Annotated in this window: 24 protein-coding genes and 1 pseudogene; 18 read left to right on the top strand and 7 right to left on the bottom strand. The window is 62.0% G+C overall.

All coding sequences use genetic code 11. From position 1 onward, the window contains the following. The 6 genes from tnpB to NKI25_RS33760 form a co-directional block, all read right to left on the bottom strand. Window positions 1–191, bottom strand: a 191-nt coding sequence (gene tnpB, locus NKI25_RS33735) for an IS66 family insertion sequence element accessory protein TnpB (protein ID WP_353000642.1), incomplete at its 3' end; no start/stop codon positions are given. After that, complete coding sequence (gene tnpA, locus NKI25_RS33740; protein WP_352596435.1) at window positions 188–541, bottom strand: IS66-like element accessory protein TnpA; 354 nt, start codon at window positions 539–541, stop codon at window positions 188–190. The genes tnpB and tnpA, both read right to left, overlap by 4 nt. A 119-nt stretch (window positions 542–660) precedes the next feature. Continuing rightward, entirely contained in the window at window positions 661–1092 is a 432-nt protein-coding gene (locus NKI25_RS33745) for an HIT family protein (RefSeq protein ID WP_352593442.1), read from the bottom strand. A gap of 119 nt (window positions 1093–1211) precedes the next feature. Then, window positions 1212–2426, bottom strand: a complete 1215-nt coding sequence (locus NKI25_RS33750) for a GNAT family N-acetyltransferase (protein WP_353000644.1) — start codon at window positions 2424–2426, stop codon at window positions 1212–1214. A 40-nt stretch (window positions 2427–2466) separates the two neighbouring features. Beyond that, on the bottom strand, window positions 2467–3195 hold the full coding sequence (locus NKI25_RS33755) for a glycerophosphodiester phosphodiesterase (protein ID WP_023674925.1): 729 nt from the start codon (window positions 3193–3195) through the stop codon (window positions 2467–2469). A gap of 14 nt (window positions 3196–3209) precedes the next feature. Then, entirely contained in the window at window positions 3210–3674 is a 465-nt protein-coding gene (locus NKI25_RS33760; protein ID WP_352593436.1) for a RidA family protein, read from the bottom strand. A gap of 138 nt (window positions 3675–3812) precedes the next feature. On the opposite strand from NKI25_RS33760, the gene NKI25_RS33765 reads away from it, so the two are divergent. The 5 genes from NKI25_RS33765 (at window position 3813) to tsf (ending at window position 8441) form a co-directional block, all read left to right on the top strand. Further along, entirely contained in the window at window positions 3813–4640 is an 828-nt protein-coding gene (locus NKI25_RS33765; RefSeq protein WP_023674927.1) for a cell envelope integrity EipB family protein, read from the top strand. A 135-nt stretch (window positions 4641–4775) separates the two neighbouring features. Next, on the top strand, window positions 4776–6074 hold the full coding sequence (locus tag NKI25_RS33770; protein ID WP_352593433.1) for a lysophospholipid acyltransferase family protein: 1299 nt from the start codon (window positions 4776–4778) through the stop codon (window positions 6072–6074). A gap of 43 nt (window positions 6075–6117) precedes the next feature. Beyond that, window positions 6118–6396, top strand: coding sequence for a DUF4031 domain-containing protein (locus NKI25_RS33775; RefSeq protein WP_352455747.1), 279 nt, complete (start codon window positions 6118–6120; stop codon window positions 6394–6396). A gap of 204 nt (window positions 6397–6600) precedes the next feature. After that, window positions 6601–7398 carry a 30S ribosomal protein S2 gene (gene rpsB / locus NKI25_RS33780; RefSeq protein ID WP_031211288.1) on the top strand — a complete coding sequence of 266 codons (798 nt, stop codon included), beginning with the start codon at window positions 6601–6603 and terminating at the stop codon, window positions 7396–7398. A gap of 119 nt (window positions 7399–7517) precedes the next feature. Next, window positions 7518–8441: a translation elongation factor Ts gene (gene tsf / locus NKI25_RS33785; protein WP_352471655.1), complete on the top strand. Its 924-nt coding sequence runs from the start codon at window positions 7518–7520 to the stop codon at window positions 8439–8441. Here the strand turns inward: tsf and NKI25_RS33790 are convergent, their stop codons facing one another. After that, window positions 8442–9380: a LysR family transcriptional regulator gene (locus tag NKI25_RS33790; protein WP_023674931.1), complete on the bottom strand. Its 939-nt coding sequence runs from the start codon at window positions 9378–9380 to the stop codon at window positions 8442–8444. Window positions 9381–9494: 114 nt separating this feature from the next. On the opposite strand from NKI25_RS33790, the gene NKI25_RS33795 reads away from it, so the two are divergent. From NKI25_RS33795 to NKI25_RS33855, 13 genes and pseudogenes are all read left to right on the top strand, one after another. Beyond that, on the top strand, window positions 9495–9923 hold the full coding sequence (locus tag NKI25_RS33795; protein ID WP_023674932.1) for a nuclear transport factor 2 family protein: 429 nt from the start codon (window positions 9495–9497) through the stop codon (window positions 9921–9923). Window positions 9924–9977: 54 nt separating this feature from the next. After that, the gene (locus tag NKI25_RS33800; protein ID WP_023674933.1) at window positions 9978–11084 is read left to right on the top strand and encodes an aldo/keto reductase; all 1107 of its coding nucleotides are present in this window, start codon (window positions 9978–9980) and stop codon (window positions 11082–11084) included. Window positions 11085–11216: 132 nt separating this feature from the next. Further along, window positions 11217–11939 (top strand): UMP kinase, encoded by a 723-nt coding sequence (pyrH, locus tag NKI25_RS33805; RefSeq protein WP_023674934.1) that lies wholly within the window; start codon window positions 11217–11219, stop codon window positions 11937–11939. Between the two features lie 91 nt (window positions 11940–12030). Continuing rightward, on the top strand, window positions 12031–12585 hold the full coding sequence (gene frr / locus NKI25_RS33810) for a ribosome recycling factor (protein WP_084640965.1): 555 nt from the start codon (window positions 12031–12033) through the stop codon (window positions 12583–12585). A 32-nt stretch (window positions 12586–12617) separates the two neighbouring features. Further along, window positions 12618–13340: an isoprenyl transferase gene (locus tag NKI25_RS33815; protein WP_023674936.1), complete on the top strand. Its 723-nt coding sequence runs from the start codon at window positions 12618–12620 to the stop codon at window positions 13338–13340. Window positions 13341–13343: 3 nt separating this feature from the next. After that, window positions 13344–14177 carry a phosphatidate cytidylyltransferase gene (locus tag NKI25_RS33820; protein ID WP_023674937.1) on the top strand — a complete coding sequence of 278 codons (834 nt, stop codon included), beginning with the start codon at window positions 13344–13346 and terminating at the stop codon, window positions 14175–14177. 104 nt (window positions 14178–14281) lie between these two features. Next, window positions 14282–15424 carry an RIP metalloprotease RseP gene (rseP, locus tag NKI25_RS33825; protein WP_023674938.1) on the top strand — a complete coding sequence of 381 codons (1143 nt, stop codon included), beginning with the start codon at window positions 14282–14284 and terminating at the stop codon, window positions 15422–15424. 217 nt (window positions 15425–15641) lie between these two features. After that, window positions 15642–17996: an outer membrane protein assembly factor BamA gene (gene bamA, locus NKI25_RS33830; protein WP_023674940.1), complete on the top strand. Its 2355-nt coding sequence runs from the start codon at window positions 15642–15644 to the stop codon at window positions 17994–17996. Window positions 17997–18175: 179 nt separating this feature from the next. Continuing rightward, a complete protein-coding gene (gene lpxD / locus NKI25_RS33835) occupies window positions 18176–19234 on the top strand; it encodes a UDP-3-O-(3-hydroxymyristoyl)glucosamine N-acyltransferase (protein WP_352448823.1) in 1059 nt (352 codons plus the stop codon). Beyond that, window positions 19227–19691 carry a 3-hydroxyacyl-ACP dehydratase FabZ gene (gene fabZ / locus NKI25_RS33840; RefSeq protein WP_023674942.1) on the top strand — a complete coding sequence of 155 codons (465 nt, stop codon included), beginning with the start codon at window positions 19227–19229 and terminating at the stop codon, window positions 19689–19691. The genes lpxD and fabZ overlap by 8 nt, the downstream gene beginning before the upstream one ends. A gap of 13 nt (window positions 19692–19704) precedes the next feature. Next, window positions 19705–20538, top strand: coding sequence for an acyl-ACP--UDP-N-acetylglucosamine O-acyltransferase (lpxA, locus tag NKI25_RS33845; RefSeq protein ID WP_023674943.1), 834 nt, complete (start codon window positions 19705–19707; stop codon window positions 20536–20538). Window positions 20539–20544: 6 nt separating this feature from the next. After that, window positions 20545–21444 carry an LpxI family protein gene (locus NKI25_RS33850; RefSeq protein ID WP_023674944.1) on the top strand — a complete coding sequence of 300 codons (900 nt, stop codon included), beginning with the start codon at window positions 20545–20547 and terminating at the stop codon, window positions 21442–21444. After that, a pseudogene (locus NKI25_RS33855) lies at window positions 21434–21677 on the top strand (lipid-A-disaccharide synthase); the annotation flags it as partial. The gene NKI25_RS33850 and the pseudogene NKI25_RS33855, both read left to right, overlap by 11 nt.

Below are 21677 nucleotides of genomic sequence, written 5' to 3' on the forward strand. Positions count from 1 at the left end.
ATGCCGAGCCCATCATGCCAGATAATCTTGATCAGGTTGCCGTTGCGGCCGCGGAAGACATAAAGATCGCCGGCATGCGGATCCCGGCCCAACGTCTCCTGAACCTGCAGAGCGAGGCCTTGCATTCCGCGACGCATATCGGTCCGGCCAACCGCCAACCAGATCCGCACCTGGCTCGGAACCGGGATCATGAAACGCCCAGCGCCTTCACCATCGCCGCCGCCAGTGTCGGCGGCGTGGTCAGCGGTATCCGCAGCCGCACCTTGCCGGCGATCTCCAGCTCGATCACCGCTGGTGGCGCCGCCGGCACCGAAGCGGCGAAAGGCTTATCGGGAACCACGACAACTTCGGCAAAGCCCGTCTCGCGGGCTCTCACCGTGCGGCGCCACTTATAGATCAGGCTGGTTGCGACATCGTACTGACGCGCTACCGCCGCCACTATGGCCCCGGGCGCGAATGCCGCGGCCAGGATCCGGCACTGATCCTCTTCACGCCAACGACGACGACGCTCCGGTCCGGTCAATAACGTCACATGGCTCATGCTGTGCTGCTAACTACGCTCGAAAGGACGACCTTAAGAGCGCAGCTTCGCTACCGGGCCATGCTCCCGCAAGGCGGCCCTCGCCGGAGGCGTACCCCGCCGGAGCGGTTTGCGCCGGTTCAGCTTGCCAGCGCCATCCGTATCTTGCCGGCGTTCTCGGCCAGGACTTCAGGCTTTTCCATCTGTCCGCTGTGCGGTTTCAGGGGAATGCCCTCGAAGCGCGGAATGACATGGACGTGAAGGTGAAAGACAGTCTGCCCCGAAGCTGGTTCGTTGAACTGCATAACCGTGACGCCATCGGCATCGAAGGCCTTCTTTACGGCCCGCGCAATTTTCTGGACGTGAGCGAAGAGCGGGCCAAGCGCCGCCGGATCCGCGTCAAGCAGGTTGCGCGACGGCGCTTTCGGCACCACTAGCGTGTGACCCTGCCCTTGCGGCATCACATCCATGAAGACGATGACCGCGTCATCTTCGTAGACGCGGTGCGAAGGGATTTCTCCGCGCAGGATTTTGGCGAAGATGTTGCTGCTGTCATAGGTTGCTTCGGCCATGGCGCGCGCTCCGGTTCTTGGCTCGCTGTCTCGTGTAGCGAAGCTGTTCCGGGCGGGCAAGACGATCGGTCGACATCGGCCGTGCCGGCCCGCTCGGCTGAGCGATTGGGCTCGCTACCCTACTCCGCCATGTCCTTGCGGAACGGGGTGTGCTCTTCCAGATATTCGCTCATCCGCTCGACTTCGCGCCGCTCGCGCTGGAGGTAGTCGGCCACTGCATTGCGCAGACCTGGATGGGCGATGTAGTGCGCCGAACGCATCGTCACGGGCCGGTAGCCGCGCGCCAGCTTGTGCTCGCCCTGCGCACCGGCTTCAACCACCTTCAGCTTGCGCGAGATGGCGAAATCGATTGCCTGATGGTAGCAGACCTCGAAATGCAGGAATGGGTGGTCCTCGATGCAGCCCCAATTGCGGCCGTAGAGCGCGTCTGAGCCGATGAAGTTGATGGCACCTGCAATGTAGCGCCCGTTGCGTTTGGCCATGACCAGCAGGATGTCGTCGGCCATGCGCTCGCCGATCAGCGAGAAGAAATCGCGGTTGAGGTAGGGCCGGCCCCATTTCCTGCTGCCGGTATCCATGTAGAACGCGAAAAAGTCGTCCCAGGCCTTTTCGGTCAGATCCTTGCCGGTCAGCCAGTCGATCGAGATGCCGTCGGCGAGGGCCTCGCGCCGCTCTTTCTTCATTGCCTTGCGCTTGCGCGAGGCTAACGTTGCGAGAAAATCGTCGTAGCTCGAGAAGCCTTCGTTGAAGAAGTGAAACTGCTGGTCGGTGCGATGCAGGAAGCCGGCCGCCGCCAATATCTGGACGTCGTCCTCCGGCGCGAAAGTAACATGCGCGGAAGACACGCCGAGCTTATCCGTCACCGCCTTCAGACCGGCCGCAAGACCGGCCTTGACGGTGGGGCTGTCCTCGCCCCTGCCGACCAGCAGGCGAGGGCCGGTGACGGGTGTGAACGGCACCGCGCACTGCAGCTTCGGATAGTAGCGCCCGCCGGCGCGTTCGAACGCGTCCGACCAGCCATGGTCGAAGACATATTCGCCCTGGCTGTGCGACTTCAGATAGCAGGGGACCGCTCCGAGCAACTTGCCTCGCGCGGTTTCCAGCCTGAGGTGATGGCCTTGCCAGCCGGTGCGCCGAACAGCGCAGCCGGAATCTTCCAGCGCGCTCAAAAAGGCCAATGAAACAAGCGGGTTGTAGCCGTATTCTGCATCGCCGCGTGTAGTGCCGCCGAGGCTGTCCCATTCAGCGCTGGTAAAGGCGCCGATGCCCGCGGCGATGCGGATCGACAGCTCCGCATTCGCCGTTTGTCTTTCGCAGTCGTCCCCTTGATCCATGAGGCTTACTTAAGCTCGCTGCGGACCCATACAAGCCCGCTCAGGCAAGCCGTACCAGATCGGGCTCGAATCCTTCGAATGTCATCTGGTCGGCATATTTGAAGGTCAGGTCGACGGCAGGCTGGTCGTGCACGGTCCAGGTGATCACCGGCATACCGAGTCTCTCTCGCACGAAGGAGACGAACCGGTTCGGCAGGTCGCCGGCAGCGTAGGAGGTGAAGGCGATGTCATGCGCCAGCATGGCGAAATGCGCCTCGATCAGGTGGTTGTCGTTGCCGTAGGCGGTCAACCCGCCGGGTATGCCGGGTGCATATTTCGGGAACTCGCGGATCAGCCAATGGTCGAACGACATGATCGCGGTCTTGCCCTTGTAATGCTTGAGCATCTTGCCGACGCTTTCGACCAGGCCTTCGTCGTGCCCGGCAGCACCTTTCAGCTCGACAACCATCGGCACACGGCCGTCGACCAGATCAAGCGCCTGCTGCAGCGTCGGCAAATGGTCGGCGGTGCCGCCGACCTTCAGCGCCGTGATCTCTGCAGCCGTACGCTGCCAGACGAAGCCGTCCTCGCCGGTCAGCCGCCGCAGATCGCCATCGTGGATGATGACGGGGACGCCGTCGGATGATAGGTGCACATCGCATTCGATCGCGTAGCCGCGCTCGGCCGCCGCAGCGAAGGCGGAAAGGGTGTTCTCCCAGCGCGTCTTGTTCATGTCGTGGAGGCCGCGATGGGCGACGGGCCGGGCGGTCAGCCAGGAAAGATCGGTCATGGTTGCAGTCCCGGTCATTCGACTTCGAAGATCGCTTCGATTTCCACTGCGGCATTAAGCGGCAGGGAGGCGGTGCCGACGGCGGAGCGAGCGTGCTTGCCGCGATCGCCGAGCACGGCGGCGAGAAAATCCGAGGCGCCGTTGGCAACCAGATGCTGTTCGACAAAATCCGGTGCCGAGGCGACGAAGACGGTGATCTTCACCAAGCGACGGATTTTCTCGAGATCGCCAAGTGCCGCCTGAGCCTGGGCCAATATGTTGATCGCACAGTATTTTGCGGCTTCCTTGCCGGTCGCGGTGTCGACATCGCGGCCAAGCAGTCCGCTCGCCTGGAGCTTGCCGTCCTTGAGCGGCAACTGCCCGGCGGTGAACAGCAGATTGCCGGTCCGGCAATAGGGCACGTAATTGGCGGCGGGCGCGGCGGCGGCCGGCAGCGTCACGCCGAGATCGCTTAGCCGCTTTTCGATTGTTTCGCTCATGCTATTTGCCTATTGCTTGAAGGTGCCGCGCAGGCCGGGCCGAAATTGCTATTTTTGCCTCGCTTCCGCCACGACTTTTTTTAAGCTGGACCATCTTTCCATGCGGCCTGCCATTAGCCGCGATGATCGGAGCACCCCATGCGCGCAACGCGCCTCGCATTCAACGCCGTTCTCTTGACAGCGGCTTCCTGGGCGGCTCCCGCTTTTGCGGTGCCTGCGCTGCAGGCGCATCGTGCTGTTTACGACATTTCACTCGACAAGGCTTCAGACCGTTCCGGTATTACCGGCATCACCGGCCGCATGGTCTACGAGTTCAACGGCTCGCCTTGCGAGGGCTATACAGTAAAGTTCCGTTTGGTGACCCAGATCGTAACCAGCGACAACACCAGGCTGACCGACCAGCAGATGACCACCTTCGAGGATGCCGAGGGCAAGACCTTCTCCTTCGTGAACAAATCCTTTGTCGACCAGAACCTCGACAAGGAGGTCAAGGGTACCGCAACGAAGGAAGCCAACGGTCTCAAGGTCGATATCGACAAGCCCGAGAAGAACAGCCTGGAACTCGCGCCGACCCAGTTCCCGACCCAGCAAATGGTCGAAATGATCGGCAAGGCGGAAAAGGGCGAGCGTTTCTACGAAACCAACCTGTTCGACGGCTCTGAGGATGCCAACAAGGTGGTGACCACCACCGTCGTCGTCGGCAAGCAAGCCGATGCCGACAATGCCGATCCGGAAGCGCCGGCGCTGGCCAAGCTCGCCACCGACAAATACTGGCCGGTCGACATCGCCTATTTCGATGATGCCGACAAAGGCGGCGAGGAGGTGCCGGAATACCGGATCAGCTTCAAGCTGCACAAGAACGGCATCACGCGCGATCTCGTCATGGACTATGGCGAGTTCTCAATGACCGGCAAATTGGTCAATCTGTCGCTGTTCGATCAGCCAAAGACCTGCCCGTCTAAATAAGCTCGAGTGAACGGCAAGCCGCCGGCCGCTATCCGGGATGGTAGCGCTTAATCTTGCGGGGCAAGTCGCATCGACTTGAGCATGCCGCAATTGCCTATCAACGTCTTATGACAGTATGGGCCGCGGGGGAGCAGGTTGAGCAGGATCGACGTTTTTGTGGCGCCGCGGCCCAATGCGACGCTGATCAACGCTATGACATTCGTCAACCGGATTGTCATGCTGCACGGCGTTCCGGGGTTTCGCGACCTGTTGCCATTCAACCGTCTGGCCGGTTTGCGCGGCGTCGCCAATGTCCGCCACATCGATTTTCCGGAGAATGACCGGCAAAGGCTGAAGGCTTGTTGCGGCGCGGGCAAGGCGACGTTCATCACGCCCAACCATCCCGAATTCTTTACCGACTGGATGATCGACAAGGAGGTCGTCTCGCGGGTAAGCCCGCTGGCGGCATCCTGGGCCACGCACGGCGTCGTCAACGGGCTTGGCCGGCTGATGCAGAAATTCTGGTTGGCCAACAATCTGATCGCGCAAATCCCGGGCAACAGCGCGGCCGCCAAGGAACATTCGGTGGCCTGGGCGCTGAAGGGGCACGGCGTGCTCCTGCATCCCGAAGGCGGTGTCGGCTGGCATGCCAACATCATTGCCCCGCTGCTGCCGGGCGCGGTCGAAATGGGGTTCGAGGCGCTGAAGCGCGGCCGCCTGACGGATCCGGACTTCAAGGTTTGGATCGCGCCCGTGATCTGGAAGCTTGCTTTCACGGGGAATGTCGAGGCAGCGCTGGCAAAGGAATGCGCCTATGTCGAGCACAGCCTGAAGATCGAACGCCGTGCCGCCAATTCGCTGCCGGAGCGCATCCATCATATCTATGCGACCTTGCTGTCGCGCGATGAGGCTGCATATGGCCTGCGGTCCGATGAGCGGGCTTCGTACGACGCACGTCAAAAGGACCTGCTGACCGAACTCGGCCGTCGCCTTGCCGAACTTGTCTCGGTCGACGCCGGCACGCTCGACACTGCCGAGCTTTTGCGCCGGTCGCGGCGCTGGCTGGGGGAGAACATGGACGGCACCGAAATCCAGAAGCAGGTCCGAACGCTGGCAGATACAATCCAGCGCCTGCAGCGTGTCGGGCCGTGGGCTTCAGCCAATCCGCGCATCACGCAGGAGGAGATCGCCGAACATTTGAAGCGGATCCGCAACGACTATTGCAAGGGTACGCTGCGCGATACGATCAACCGTTTCGTGCCGCAGCCGGCAGGCCCACGCCGCGCCTATGTCCGGGTACCGGAGCCGCTAGGCTTGCACGCCTATCAAGGCTCCGTCGAGGAGGCACTCGCCGAACTGCACGACCGGATGCAGGAGACCGTCACCAGGACGATGACGCAACTCGAGGCCGGCGGCGGCTTCATTTTCTATGCCAATCCCTTCTATCATCGTTAGCGGCGTGTTGGTCGGCGCAAGATGAAGGAGTGCGGCAAATCTCATGGCGGTCTATGTCGATGCGGCGATCTGGAAATGGATCGGCCACCGCTGGTGCCATCTGCTGGCAGACGACACCGACGAGCTGCATCGCTTTGCCGGGCAGCTCGGCATCAAGCGCGCGTCCTACCAAGGACCGCCGAAGACATCGGCACCGCATTATGACATAACCGGGTTCGAGCGCGACCGCGCAGTGCGGTTAGGCGCCATCGAATGCAGCCGCGAGGAGATCGTCGCCGTTTTCCGGCGTGTGCGGGTGCCGAAGGGGAAGATGCGGCGATGACACCGGTGCGCTGATCGCCGCACGCTGAACCACAAGACGCCACAACGCTTGCGTTTGTCGCGCTTCCCCTCTATATGCGCGCTCATTCCACACACGGACTTTGGTGTCTGCCCGGGAGAAATCCGGCTGAAACCTCCGGTGGCGTTCGAGGACAAAGTCCAAAAATGCCTGTGTCCGTGGAGGCTAACCGGAAAGGAAATAAGAATGGCTCTGCCTGATTTCAGCATGCGCCAGCTATTGGAAGCTGGCATTCACTTCGGCCACCAGACCCACCGCTGGAACCCGAAAATGGCGCCCTATATCTACGGCGCCCGCAACAACATACACATCATCGACCTCTCGCAGACGGTGCCTTTGCTGCACCAGGCGCTGAAGCAGGTTTCCGACACTGTTGCCAAGGGCGGCCGCGTGCTGTTCGTCGGCACCAAGCGCCAGGCCTCCGACATCGTCGCCGATGCCGCGCAGCGCTCGGCCCAGTACTATGTCAACTCGCGCTGGCTCGGCGGCATGCTGACCAACTGGAAGACGATCTCGAATTCCATCCAGCGCCTGCGCAAGCTCGACGAAATGCTGGCCGGCGAGGCTCAGGGCCTGACCAAGAAGGAGCGCCTCAACCTCGACCGCGAGCGTGAGAAGCTCGACAAGGCGCTGGGCGGCATCAAGGATATGGGTTCGACGCCCGATTTGATGTTCGTGATCGACACCAACAAGGAAGCGATCGCCATTCTCGAGGCCAAGCGTCTCGGCATCCCGGTCGTTGCCATCATCGATTCCAACTGCGACCCGGACAAGATCGACTTCCCGATCCCCGGCAATGACGACGCGGCCCGCGCCATCCAGCTGTATTGCGATTTGATCGCCAAGGCAGCTATCGACGGCATCGCCCGTCAGCAGGGCGCGCTCGGTGTCGATATCGGCGCATCGGTCGAGGCTCCGGTCGAACCGGCGCTCGATCAGACCCCGGCCGCCGAGAGCCCGGCAGCCCAGACCCCGGAAGCATAGTAGCGAAGGCCGGCTGCGGCCTTCATCTTTCCAATATGTTGGCGCGGTAAGCGCTACCGGCACCAGGCGCATCATCGAAAATCGATGGTGCGTCAGTGCATTTAGACAAAGAGGCGACAATGAGCATTTCGGCTGCACAGGTCAAAGAACTCCGCGACTTGACCGGCGCGGGCATGATGGATTGCAAGGCGGCGTTGAACGAGACCAACGGCAATATGGAAGAAGCCATCGACTGGCTGCGCAAGAAGGGCATTTCCAAGGCCGACAAGAAGGCTGGCCGTACCGCTGCCGAAGGCCTGATCGGCGTAGATTCCGGCGTCCGCGAGGCAGCGATTGTCGAGGTCAATTCCGAGACGGACTTCGTTGCCCGCAATGCTGCGTTCCAGGAGATCGTCGCCAATGTCGCGAAGGTCGCGCTTGCCTATGGCGGCAAGACCGAGGCCGTTGCCGCCGCTCCCTATCCGGGCTCGGGCAAGTCGGTCGCCGAGACCATCAAGGACGCTGTCGGCACCATCGGCGAGAATCTGGGCTTCCGCCGCTCGGCCAAGCTCACCGTCGAGCACGGCGCTGTCGCAACCTACGTTCACAATGCAGTCGCCGACGGCCTTGGCAAGCTCGGCGTGCTAGTGGCCATCGAGACGACAGGCAACGCGCATGCCGCCAACGCCTTCGCCCGTCAGGTTGCCATGCATGTCGCTGCCACCAATCCGATGGCCCTGACCACCGAAGAGCTCGATCCGGCCGCAGTGGAACGCGAGAAGGCGATCTTCGCCGACCAGGCGCGCCAGTCCGGCAAGCCGGAAGCGATCATCGAGAAGATGGTCGAAGGCCGTTTGCGCAAGTTCTATGAAGAGGTCGTGCTGCTCAAGCAGGCTTTCGTGCTCAATCCCGACATTACCGTCGAGAAGGCGCTGAAGGATGCCGAAAGCGAAATCGGGGCGCCAGCCAAAATCGCTGCCTATCTGCGCTTCGCGCTCGGTGAGGGCATCGAGAAGGAAGAGACCGATTTCGCGGCGGAAGTCGCGGCAGCGGTCAAGAAGTAACTATTCGTTTGAAAGGCTTTTTCGGCCGGGTATCCGCGAGGATGCCCGGCCGATTTCTTGCGCGGTGTCGATGAAGGCGCGGAGCTTCGGGGCCATCGCGGCGCGGCGCGGGAAATAGAGGAACAGTCCCGGTTCCTCGATCGATGCCTCGCCAAGGACTTCGACCAGCCGGCCTGCCTCGATGTCGGGCTTGACAAGCGGCTCGAACAGATAGGCGAGGCCGATGCCGGCAAGCGCCATTTCCCTTGCCGACAGCGGATCGCTGACGACCACGCTGCCGCGTGTCTCGACGCTGATATCCTTGCCCTGATCGGACAGATCCCAGCGATAGAGCGCACGTGATCGCAACAGCCGATAGCCGATGCAGTTGTGCGCGGCGAGATCGGCCAACGCCCATGGCCGCCCGCGCCGGCCGACATAGGCCGGCGAGGCAACGATGATGCTGCGGAAAGGCCCTGTCAGTCGCACCGTCACCATATCCTCGGCGATCATCTCGCCCAGCCGGATGCCGGCGTCGAAACCCTCGCCGACGATATCGCTCAGACGTTCGTCGGTGACGATCTCCACCGTCACGTCAGGGTAACGTTCCGCCATCGCCGTCAGGATGGGCATCAGCGCCAGAGGCAGCGCCAAACGCGGCGCGTTGATCCTGAGCAGTCCGCTTGCCCGGCCTTTGACAGAGCGGATACGTTCGATCCGGTCGGCAATGTCTTCCAGCGCCGGCTCCGCCGCAGCGACAAGCGCGGTGCCAGCCTCGGTCAGCGAGACGCTGCGCGTGGTGCGGGCAAACAACGGCTGGCCGATTCGCTCCTCTACCAGCCGAACCGCATGGCTGACCGCTGACGGGCTCATGCCGAGCTCGGCGGCTGCCGGCGCGAAGCCGCCACGCCGCGCGACGGCAACGATTACAGGTAGGTGGCTAAGCAGATCGCGGTCCATTCATGCATGATATCGCATAGTCCATTCGGATAATGCAATCTTATCGGCGGAGAAAGGAGGGCGCATCTTTGGCTGCATCACACGGCAATCGCCGAGCAGCCAAGGAGACGTCTAATGACCGACCTCGATTCCGAACGAACCCGTAATCTCGAGACCGTGCGTAAATTCTTTGATCTGATGCACCGCAAGGACATTGAGGCATGGGGCGACCTTTGGGCTGAAGATGGCCGTATACTTGTCTTCTACCCGCCGGCAGGATTTGGAAACAGCATCGATGGTAAAGCCGCGATCCTGGCGGCCTTCCGAGGCCTCTTCGGTAATTTCGAATCCTTCGATTCGCAGCTGACAGCCATCTATCCGGCAGCGGATTCGGACGCGATCGTCGTTGAGTACAAGAACCGCGCGGTGCTGATCGGCGGCACTGAATACACCAACAGCAATATCGCGATTTTCCACTTCAAGAGCGGTCTGATCAGCACCTACCACGATTATTTCGATCCGCGCCGCTTCCAGGTGGTGGTCGATGCGCTGGCCAAGGCCTGACTGCGTATCCCAGGCAAGACCTCAATCCCGCTTTTCAAACTTCAGGAGAAATCCATGACCATGTCCTACTACACGCTCGGCAACAGCGGGCTGCGTGTCACCCGCCTGGCGCTCGGCACCATGACGTTCGGCACGGAATGGGGCTGGGGCGCGGAGAAGGAAACCGCGCGCGCCTTGGTTGATGCCTATGTCGAAGCCGGTGGCAATTTCTTCGATACCGCCGATCTCTATACCGGTGGCACGGCCGAAACCTGGCTCGGCGAATTCATCGCCGAGCGTGGGCTGCGCGACAAGGCGGTGATCAGTACCAAATTCACCTACAACGCCGAACCGGGCAACCCGAACGCCGGGGGCAACGGCCGCAAGAACATCCTGCGGGCGATAGACGGTTCGCTGAAGCGGCTCGGCACCGACTACATCGACCTCTACATCCTCCATACCTGGGACAGGCTGACGCCGCCGGAGGAGGTGATGCGGACGCTGGACGATCTGGTGCGCGCCGGAAAGATCCGGCATGTCGGTATGTCCGACGTGCCGGCCTGGTACGCAAGCCGGGCGCAGGCCGTCGCCGAGCATCGCGGCTATGAACCGGTTTCGGCGCTTCAGCTCGAATATTCGCTGGCCGAGCGCAACATCGAGCACGAGTTCGTGCCGTTCGGCACGCGCTATGGCGCCGGAATCATGGTCTGGAGTCCATTGGCCAGCGGCCTGCTCAGCGGAAAATACCGTTTCGATACAATCGTCGAGGATGGTGGCCGGCTGGAGACAATGCGTGGTTCGACCAATCCCGGTTTCCAGAAATTCACCGATCGCAACTGGCAAATCGTCGCCGAACTGGAGAGGGTTGCCGGCCAGCTCGGCCGCAGCATGGCCCAGATCGCCTTGAACTGGACGGCAAACAGGCCAGGCATTGCATCCGTCATCGTCGGCGCCACCAGGCTTGACCAGCTCAAGGACAATCTCGGCGCGCTTGATTTCGACATTCCCGAAGATCTTCGGGCACGGCTCGATGCGGTGAGCCGGCCGGTCACGCCCTTTCCGTATTCGTTCTTCGGCCCTGAAATACAAGGCGGCCTGACCGGTGGGCAGGCGGTTGGCGGTAAGCCGGCAAGCTATCTGCCGGATCTGCTCATGCGAGGCACTTTTGCCGGCGTGAGCTGACGGCTATCCCGGTCCACGATCTCAACTTTCCGGCTCGGGGGCGGGGTCACATCGGGGCGCCCTTCGTGTATCGGAACGCCCAGTGTTTCGGGGCGCACCGAAACGCGTCACACGCACGATGACGAGGACCAGATGACGGTGAAGCCCCTCTACCGACGTGTCTTGCTGAAAGCGTCGGGCGAAGCGTTGATGGGCGAGCAGCATTTCGGCATCGACGTATCGGTGGTCGACCGCATCGCCGCCGACATCGCCGAGGCCCGCGCATTGGGCATCGAAGTCGGTGTCGTCATAGGCGGCGGCAACATCTTCCGTGGCGTCGCGGTTGCGTCAAAAGGCGGAGACCGCGTCACCGGCGACCATATGGGCATGCTTGCCACGGTTATCAATTCGCTGGCGCTGCGCACCTCGCTCAACAAGATCGGCGTCGACGCCGTGGTGCTGTCGGCGATCGCCATGCCCGAGCTTTGCGAAAGTTTTTCGCAGCGTCAGGCGACCGCCTACATGAACCAGGGCAAGGTCGTCATCTTCGCCGGCGGCACCGGCAATCCGTTCTTCACCACCGATTCGGCTGCGGCCCTTCGCGCCGCCGAGATCGGCGCCGATGCTCTGTTCAAGGGCACCCAGGTCGATGGTGTCTATTCGGCTGATCCCAAGAAGGACCCGCATGCGACACGTTTCGAGCGGATCAGCCATGACGAAGTCATCAAACGCGGGCTTTCGATCATGGATACGGCGGCGATTGCACTTGCGCGCGAAAACAACATTCCGATAATCGTCTATTCGATCCACGAGAAGGGTGGCTTCGGCGATATCCTGAGGGGCGGCGGCCGTTGCACGGTTGTCGCAGACGATTGACCGGACCATGAACCCGAAAGGGACCGGTTGCGGATGAGGCTCGAACAGGGCCTAAGCAGTGAACCCGGGTTAACGGGTCGAGGAGACGATGATGAGTGGCGAGTACGACGATCTCAAACGGCGCATGGACGGGGCGATCGCCGCGTTCAAGCATGATCTGGCTTCGCTGCGCACCGGCCGCGCGTCGAGCAACCTGCTCGATGCCGTCCAGGTGCAGGCCTATGGCACCACCATGCCGATCAACCAGGTGGCAACAGTGTCGGTGCCGGAACCGCGCATGATTTCGGTTTCGGTCTGGGACAAGTCGATGGTCAGCGCAGTCGACCGCGCCATCCGTGAAGCCAATCTCGGCTTCAATCCTATCGTCGACGGTACCAATCTCAGGATTCCGCTGCCCGAGCTCAACGAACAGCGCCGCAAGGAGCTGGTCAAGATCTCGCACGGTTATGCCGAGAATGCCCGCGTCGCCGCACGCCACGTTCGCCGGGACGGCATGGACTTTCTGAAAAAGGCGGAAAAGGACGGCGACATCAGTGAGGACGACCATCGCAAACGGGCCGACCAGGTTCAGAAACTGACCGACGAGACAATCAGCACCATCGACCACCTGCTTTCCGACAAGGAAGCGGAAATCATGCAGGTCTAGGGTCTGGCCACGCCTGGCCCGGAAGCGAGAATATGGCAACGCCCGCGCATGTCGCGATCATCATGGACGGAAACGGACGCTGGGCCAAGGCGCGCGGCTTGCCGCGGCTGGCCGGTCACCGCGCCGGCGTCGAGGCGCTGCGCAAGACAGTGCGCGCCGCCCCCGGCCTAGGCATCTCCTTCCTGACCGTCTACGCTTTTTCGTCGGAAAACTGGTCACGGCCGAAATCCGAAGTCAGCGACCTCATGGGCCTGCTGAAGCTTTTCATCCGACGTGACCTTGCCGAGCTGCACCAGAGTGGGGTGCGGATCAGGGTCATCGGTGACAGGGCAGGGCTGCAGCCCGACATAAGGGGGCTGCTCGAGGAAGCCGAAACGCTCACTCTCAGCAACGAGGCGCTGACACTGGTCATTGCCTTCAATTACGGCGGGCGCGACGAGATCGTGCGCACCGCGCGCAAGCTCGCAGCGGCGGTGGCGCGCGGTGAGATCGAGAGCGAGGCGATCACGGCCGATTCCTTTGCCAGCTCGCTCGATACAGAGGGCATTCCGGACCCGGAACTGGTCATCCGCACCAGCGGCGAGCTTCGGCTGTCCAACTTCCTGTTATGGCAGGCCGCCTATAGCGAACTCGTTTTCCTGCCTTGCTACTGGCCCGACTTCAGTCGCGAGCACCTGTCCGATGCACTGCGCGATTTCGCCGGCCGCGAGCGCCGCTTCGGCGGACTTGCCGCCCAAGATGTCGCCTCAGGCTGAGGAATGAGCAACCTCCAACTCCGGGTCATTTCGGCCGTCGTGCTTGCCATCGTCACGCTTGCCCTGACCTGGCTCGGCGGACTGTCCTTCCGGTTGCTTTGCGCTGCCACGGCGGCGGTCATCTTCTACGAGTGGACGCGGATGAGCCGCCCCGTTGCCCCGGCAGGTGCTGGTGCTACGGCAGGTCTCGGCTTTCTGCCCGAGGCGCTGATCGTGGTCTTTATTGGTGCCCTCGTCGCCGGCCTGCCTGCGTCTTTGCTGCTGCCGCTCGTCGCGGCTCTGGTTGCTGTCACTGCCGTCGCTTCTTCCATGCGCAGGGCAGGACCGTGGGAAGCATCCGGCCTTGCCTATGCGGCCGTGTCCGGCTTGTCGCTGGCCTTCTTGCGTGACGGCGACCATTCAGGGCTGCTGGCCATTCTGTTCCTATTCGCCGTGGTTTGGGCGACCGATATCTTTGCCTATTTCGTCGGCCGCTCCATCGGTGGTCCAAGGCTGGCGCCGTCGATCTCGCCGGGCAAGACGCGGAGCGGGGCGCTCGGTGGGGTGGTCGGCGGCGTAGTGGCCGGGCTGCTTCTGGCCGCCGTAGCCGGAACGGGCAACCTCGTCGTGCTTGGCGTGGTCGCACTGGTGCTTTCGATTGTCGCGCAGGCCGGCGACCTGTTCGAATCATGGGTCAAGCGACGCCACGGCCGTAAAGATTCCGGCACGCTGATACCCGGCCATGGCGGCATCATGGATCGGGTAGATGGGCTTGTCGCGGCGGCTTTCGCCCTATACGTCATCGGCTGGATTTCCGCGACCGCCGACCATCCGGCACAGGGGCTGTTTCCGGTTTGAACGGCATCGTCGGTGGGCCGGCGCGGGGCTGCGTCATGGATTCGCCTGGATTGATGTCACAGTCGCGGCGTGATCTGTGCCGTGGATGAATTTGAGGGCATGAATTGAACGAGATTTTTCACGCGGTTTTCAGCACAGAGGGCTTTGTCCTCGGCACGCTGGTGCCTTTCCTGTTCGTGCTGACCGTGGTCGTTTTTGTCCACGAAATGGGCCATTACCTCGTCGGGCGTTGGTGCGGTATCGGCGCAAAAGCCTTTTCGATCGGTTTCGGCCCAGAGATCATCGGCTTCAACGATAGCCGCGGCACGCGCTGGAAGCTTTGCGCCATACCGCTCGGCGGCTACGTCAAGTTCGTCGGCGACATGAACGCGACGTCGAGCCAGCCCAGCTCGGAGGAGATCGAGGCGCTGAGCGACGAAGAACGCAAGGTTGCCTTCCACACGCAGCCGATCTGGAAGCGGGCGGCGACCGTCGTGGCGGGGCCGCTGTTCAACTTCCTGCTGACGATCGCCGTCTTTGCCGTGCTGTTTTCCGTCCATGGCCGGCCCGTGCTGGAGCCGATGGTGGCTGAGGTCACCGTCGGCAGTCCGGCCGCCGCGGCCGGCATCATGCCCGGCGACCGATTCGTCAGCGTCGACGGCAGCAAGGTCGAGACCTTTGCCGACGTCCAGCGTCTGGTCTCTGGCCGCGCCGGCGACAGCATCACCTTCGTCATGCTACGCGCCGGCAAGGAAATCACCGTCACGGCGACGCCGCGCTTGATGGAACAACAAGACGCACTGGGCAATAAGGTCCAGGTGGCCGTGATCGGCGTCGTCAACAACAAGGAACTCGGCCAGCCACGGCTGATCACCTATAGTCCGGCCGGGGCGGTCGGGGCAGCGGTCCAGGAAACCGGACACGTCATCCAGCGTACCGGCCAGTTCCTGCAACGTTTCGTTGTCGGCCGCGAGGACAAGTGCCAGCTGGGCGGCCCCATCAAGATCGCCAAGATGTCGGGTCAGGCGGCAAAGCTCGGCTTTGAATGGCTCGTGCAGCTTGTTGCATTCCTGTCAGTCGGGATAGGGATTCTCAACCTTTTGCCGATTCCCCCCCTCGACGGAGGGCATCTTCTGTTCTACGGCGTGGAGGCTGTCATCCGGCGGCCGGTGTCCGAACGCATGATGGAAATGGCTTACCGAAGCGGCCTCATATTGGTGCTCGGGTTCATGGGCTTTGTTTTCTGGAACGATCTGTTTGGGTGCTGAAATCATGAAGGAATTTGGCTTCGGCACGAGCAATGTTGAGACGCCGTTTACCATGCGTGGGGATATGCGTGACGCGAAAGCCACGCCGCAGGGTTAAGTAAATACAAATTAACCAGAAGCCTTGCGTGTAGGGAAAATCCGGTTAATACGGTAGGGGAAATTACCGCACGTCCGGTTTTCTCGCCGTGGGGACTTCGAGAAAAGGTACAAAAGCCCGATGAAGGCAGCATCCAAGTTTCTGAGCGCCGCGTCCGCGGTGGCTATGTCCGCCGCTCTGGTTGTACCAGGCGCGCTCGCAGTGCAGTTCGTTGCCACATCGGCCGCCGAGGCGGCTGTCGTCTCCAGAGTCGAAGTCACCGGCAATCAGCGTGTCGACGCGGACACCATCCGCAATTACGTGACGATCAAGCCCGGCAAGGCGTTTTCCAGTTCGGATATCGACGATGCGGTCAAGGCGCTGTTTGGCACCGGGCTGTTTTCGGATGTGCAGATCAACCAGGTCGGATCGACGCTGGTCATCAAGGTGTCCGAATACCAGGTCGTCAACCAGGTGCTGTTCCAGGGCAACAAGAAGCTCAAGGACAACGCGCTTGAGGCCGCGGTGCAATTGAAGCCGCGCGGCACCTTCTCGCAACAGCAGCTCGATGCCGATGTCGAGGCGGTCAAGGCCGCATACCGGCGTATCGGCCGCGACGATGCCGCCGTGACCACCCAGATCATGGATCTCGGCGACAACCGGGTAAACGTGGTCTTCAACATCAACGAAGGCGGCCGCACCCAGATCGCCGCGATCAATTTCGTCGGCAACAGCGCCTATTCGAGCCGCCGTCTGTCGGACATCATCTCCACCAAGCGCTCGTCCTTCCTGTCGTTCGTGCTGCGCGACGATGTTTATGACGAGGACAAGCTGCGCGCCGACCAGGAGCTGCTGCGCCGCTTCTATTATAATCACGGCTATGCCGACTTCCAGGTCGTCTCGGCTGTCGGCGAACTCGACGACACAACCAACAAATACACCGTCACCATTACGGTGCAGGAGGGCGAGCGTTATACGTTCGGGGATGTCAGCGTCGAAAGCACGATCCCCGAGGTCGACGCCAAGTCGCTTGAATCGGTGGTCGAGACCCACAAGGGCGATGTCTACAACGCCAAGAACGTCGAGGACACGATCATCGCCTTGACCGAAAAGGTCGCTGGATCCGGCTATGCCTTCGCCCAGGTGACGCCGCGCGGCGACCGCAACTTCGAGAACCACACGATCTCGGTCGTCTATACGGTCGATCAGGGGACCAAGGCCTATATCGAGCGCATCGAGATTCGCGGCAACGATCGGACGCGCGACTACGTCATTCGCCGCGAGTTCGATGTCAGCGAAGGCGATGCTTTCAATCAGGTGCTCATCCAGCGCGCGAAGAGGCGGCTGGAAGCGCTCGATTATTTTGAAAAAGTCGAAATTTCCACTGTTCCGGGTTCTGAGCCGGACCAGGTTGTGCTGGTGGTGGATGTGGTCGAGAAATCGACCGGTGAGTTCACGGTCGGCGCCGGTTATTCGAGCGGCGGTGAAACGTCAGGTCCGTCCGTCGAAGGCTCCATCAGTGAGCGCAACTTCCTCGGTCGAGGCCAATTCATCAAGGTGGCGGCGGGCGGTGGCAAGAACTCGCGCGACTACAGCTTCTCTTTCACCGAACCCTATTTCCTCGGACGCCGCATCGCGGCCGGCTTCGACATCTACAAACAGAGCCGAAACTACGACCATTACGACAGCGACACGACAGGCGCGACCGTTCGCTTCGGCCTGCCGATCACAGACAATATCTCGACGCAACTCGCTTATAATATTGCGCAAGAGAAGTACGAGTTCGACGAGGGCTGCGACCCATCGGCCGGTTGCGACGTGTCCCAGGCGATCCAAAACGGCGTTAACGAGAGCCCATGGCTCAAGTCTTCGGTCAGTCTCGGCCTGATCTACAATACGATCGACGACATGAAGAACCCGCATGATGGCATTTATGCCAATGTCGGCACCGAAGTGGCCGGCCTCGGCGGCGATGCCAAATTCATCAAGGTCACGGCGCGCGGCAGCATTTATCAGACGCTGTCCGAACAATTGGACCTGGTGGGCCTCATTTCGGGCGGCGCCGGCCATGTCCAAGGCTATGGCAACGGCGATCTGCGCGTCTTCGACCATTTCCAGAGCAGCGACCGTATGATCCGCGGTTTCGAATATGGCGGCATCGGCCCGGTTGCTTCGGACAACAGCAATGACCATCTCGGCGGCACCACCTACTTCAATGCCTCGGCGGAAGCGCAGTTCCCGCTGCCGGTCATCCCCGAAAGCTTCGGTTTGCGTGGCGCTGTGTTCGCCGATGCGGCAACGCTCTACGGCAGCAAAATCGCAAGTGGCCTTGTCAATTCTTCGACAACCGGCATGGAATGGCGCGCTTCCGTCGGTGTCGGTTTGATGTGGGCATCGCCTTTCGGCCCGATCCGCATCGACTATGCGATCCCGGTCAAGAAGGAAAAGACCGACGACGTGCAGGAATTCAACTTCGGCATATCGACCCGCTTCTGATGTGCGGGCAATGATGCTTCCGGCTCGTTTGGATCCGGATGGCAGTGATCCGACACTACAGCGCAGCGCGTCCTATCGGACGCGCAAAGGACGGTGTAGCACTTTGATTTGCGCATGATCCTTTCCGAGGGTCGATTTCCGATTTTCGGGTCATGCGCTAGCTGGATATTGCTTCTGGAATGACCGATCCGGTGTTCTTCGCGCCCTCACGCCGGTATACGGCCGGCGAAGTCGCGAATCTGACTGGCTCGACGCTTGTTGATTCCGGTCTCTCCGATGTATCGATCGAGGCTCTGGCGCCCGCCAACGAAGGCGGCGAGAACGCCCTTGTCTTCGTCGATGGCAGGCGCAATTTCGCCCTGATGCAGTCACTGCGGGCGGCGGCGGTTCTCTGCCCTGCCGAATTTGCCGGCAAGGCGCCGGCGGGCATCGCGGTGCTGGTGCATCCGCGCCCGCAGCAGGCCTTCGCAATGGTCGGGCGTCTGCTTTTTCCGGCGGCTGCAACGCCTGGACCGATGACCGGCGAAACCGGTATCTCGCCGCATGCCCATATCGATGCGACCGCCCATGTCGAGGCCGGCGCGATCATCGAAGCGGGTGCGATCATCGGACCTCGCGCTGCCATCGGCAGCGGGACCGTCATTGCCCCGCATGCGGTCATCGGTCCGTCTTCGCAGATTGGCCGCGACGGCTATGTCGGTCCAGGTGCCAGCGTGCAATATGCGTTGATTGGCAATCGCGTCATCATCCATGGCGGTGCCAGGATCGGCCAGGATGGCTTCGGTTTCGTGGCCGGCGCCAAGGGTCCGGAGCGGGTTCCGCAGATCGGCCGCGTCATCATCCAGGACGACGTCGAGATCGGGTCGAATACGACCGTCGATCGCGGCGCCATGTCCGACACGATCATCGGCCAGGGCACCAAGATCGACAATCTGGTGCAGATCGCGCACAACGTTCGCATCGGCCGCAATTGCATAATAGCCGGGCTTTCGGGTATTTCCGGTTCCGTGACGGTAGGCGACAACGTCACCATGGGTGGCGGTGTCGGCCTTGCGGATCATTTGACCATCGGGTCCGGGGCCAAGCTTGCGGCAAGAAGCGGGTTTATGAGCAATGTGCCTGCCGGTGAGATTTGGGGAGGATATCCGGCGCAGCCGATGGCGGAAGCCATGCGCGAGATAGCGGCCTTGCGCAGACTTGCACGGACGCGCAAACAGGGTGAGGGGGGAAATGGCTGACATCGCAGCGGCGACGCTCGAAGCGGTTGACATAATGCGGCTGATGAAGCTCCTGCCGCACCGCTATCCGTTCTTGATGATCGACCGTATTGTCGACATAGATGGCGACGAATCCGCCATCGGCATCAAGAACGTCACCATAAACGAGCCGCATTTCCAAGGTCATTTCCCCGACCAGCCGGTCATGCCCGGCGTGCTGATCATCGAGGCGATGGCGCAGACGGCCGGCGCCATCTGCATCCGCAGCCTTGGTACGGAAAAGCCGTCGCTGGTTTATTTCCTGACCATCGACAATGCCAAGTTCCGCAAGCCGGTCGTTCCAGGCGACCAGCTGAAAATTCATGTGAAGAAAATCAAGAAACGCGGCAATCTTCTCAAATTCGCTTGCGAGGCCCTCGTCGATGGCGCCAAGGCGGCGGAAGCCGAGATATCGGCGATGATGGTCGCAAGCGGCTGACAAACGAATGCTAATGAAAATCCAGACAGTCATCCATCCATCCTCGGTCATCGAGGCAGGCGCCCAAATCGGCGAAGGCGCCCGCATCGGGCCCTTCTGTCACGTCGGCCCCGACACCGTGATCGGCGACCGCGTCGAACTGGTCAGCCATGTCTCGGTGATTGGCGCGACCACCATCGGTGCATCGACCAAGGTCTATCCGATGGCGATACTGGGCGGGCCGCCGCAGAACACCAAGCACAAGGGCGGCCGTACCACGCTGGTGATCGGCGAGAACTGCACGATCCGCGAAGGTGTCACCATGCATGTCGGCACCGATTCCAGCCGCGGCGAGACGACGATCGGCAACAACGGCAATTTCCTTGCCTATGCCCATATTGCCCATGACTGCGTGGTCGGCAAGAACGCCACCTTCGCCAATCAAGCGACGTTAGGCGGGCATTGCGAAGTCGGTGACAATGTCTACATCGGCGGCCTTACCGCGGTTCATCAGTTTGTCCGCATCGGCGATAACGCCTTTCTCGGCGGTTGCTCGGCGATCGTCGGCGACGTCATTCCTTACGCCATCGCCGTTGGCAACCGTGCCAGCCTTCGCGGCCTCAACATCATTGGCCTGAAGCGCGCCGGCCTGCCGCGTTCGGAGATCCACTTGCTGCGCAAAGCCTACAAGACGATCTTCGATCGCTCCCGGACCGTCGGCGAGAACATCGAATTCGCCAAGGCGGAATTCGCCTCGTCGCCGACTGCCATGAAGATCGTCGACTTCATCGCCGGTCGCGGCAAGCGGCACTACGCCGTGCCGTCGCTCAAGGGTAGCGACGGCGACGATACCGATGATGAAGACTGAGGGCAGATGACGAAGATTGAGGCTGCCGGAAAGGGCCTTGATCTCGCGCCAGATGCCAAGGTCGGCATCATCGCCGGCGGCGGCAGTCTCCCGGTCGAAATTGCCCGAGCGCTCGCCCGGCAAGGCAAATTGCCCTTCGTCGTGATGGCGGCCGGCGAGGTCGATCGCATAGCCGATTTCGAGCCCTATGAGCAGGCAACCTTGAGGCTGGAAGACGTCGGCTCGCTGCTGCCGATCCTTAAGCGGCATCACGTTACGCATCTCGTAACCGCGGGTCATATCACGCGCCGCCCCAGGTTGAGCGCCATGCGCCTCAATTTGGGCCTGCTCGCGTGGCTACCCAGCCTCTTCGTCGGTGTAACCCGGGGGGACGATACGGTGCTGAAACTGTTCGTGCGCAGGATCGAGCGCAGCGGCATCAAGGTCGTCGGCGCTGACGAGATCGTGCCGGAGCTGGTCGCCGCCGAAGGCCTGCTGACCAAGGCGGCGCCACGCAGATCCGACTGGCGCGACATCAAGGCGGCGCACGCGGCGGCAAAAGCCATCGGCGCGCTGGATATCGGCCAAGCGGCTGTTGCGGTCGGCGGCCGCGCCATTGCGTTGGAAGGCGTCGAAGGCACCGACGGGCTGCTCGAGCGGACAAGGGAGTTGCGCGGGCACGGCAGGCTGGCCGGCGGGAGCCGCGGTGTTCTGGTCAAATGCGCCAAGCCCGGTCAGGAACTGCGTGCCGATCTGCCCTCCATCGGCCCGCTGACCGTCGAGGCGGCGCATGCCGCCGGACTGGCCGGCATTGCCGTCGAAGCCGGTCGCTCGCTGGTGCTCGAAGGTCCCGCCACCATCGGACGTGCCAATGCGCTCGGCCTGTTCGTGATTGGCCTGCCTGCGGAGCCGGCGCATGGCGAATGAGCGGCCGTTGAAGATAGCCGTCGTCGCCGGCGAGGAGTCCGGCGACCTACTTGGCGCCGACCTTGTGCAGGCGCTCAAGCGCATGACCGGGCGCGAAGTTCGGCTTGTCGGCATCGGCGGCCGCCATTTGCAGGCGCTCGGCCTGGCGCCATTGTTCGACGGCAGCGAGATCGCACTGATGGGGCTTAGCGCCATCCTGCGCGACCTGCCGCGCCTGATGCGGCGGATCGGCC

It is taken from the genome of Mesorhizobium sp. M0808, assembly GCF_040320025.1.
Classification (GTDB): domain Bacteria; phylum Pseudomonadota; class Alphaproteobacteria; order Rhizobiales; family Rhizobiaceae; genus Mesorhizobium.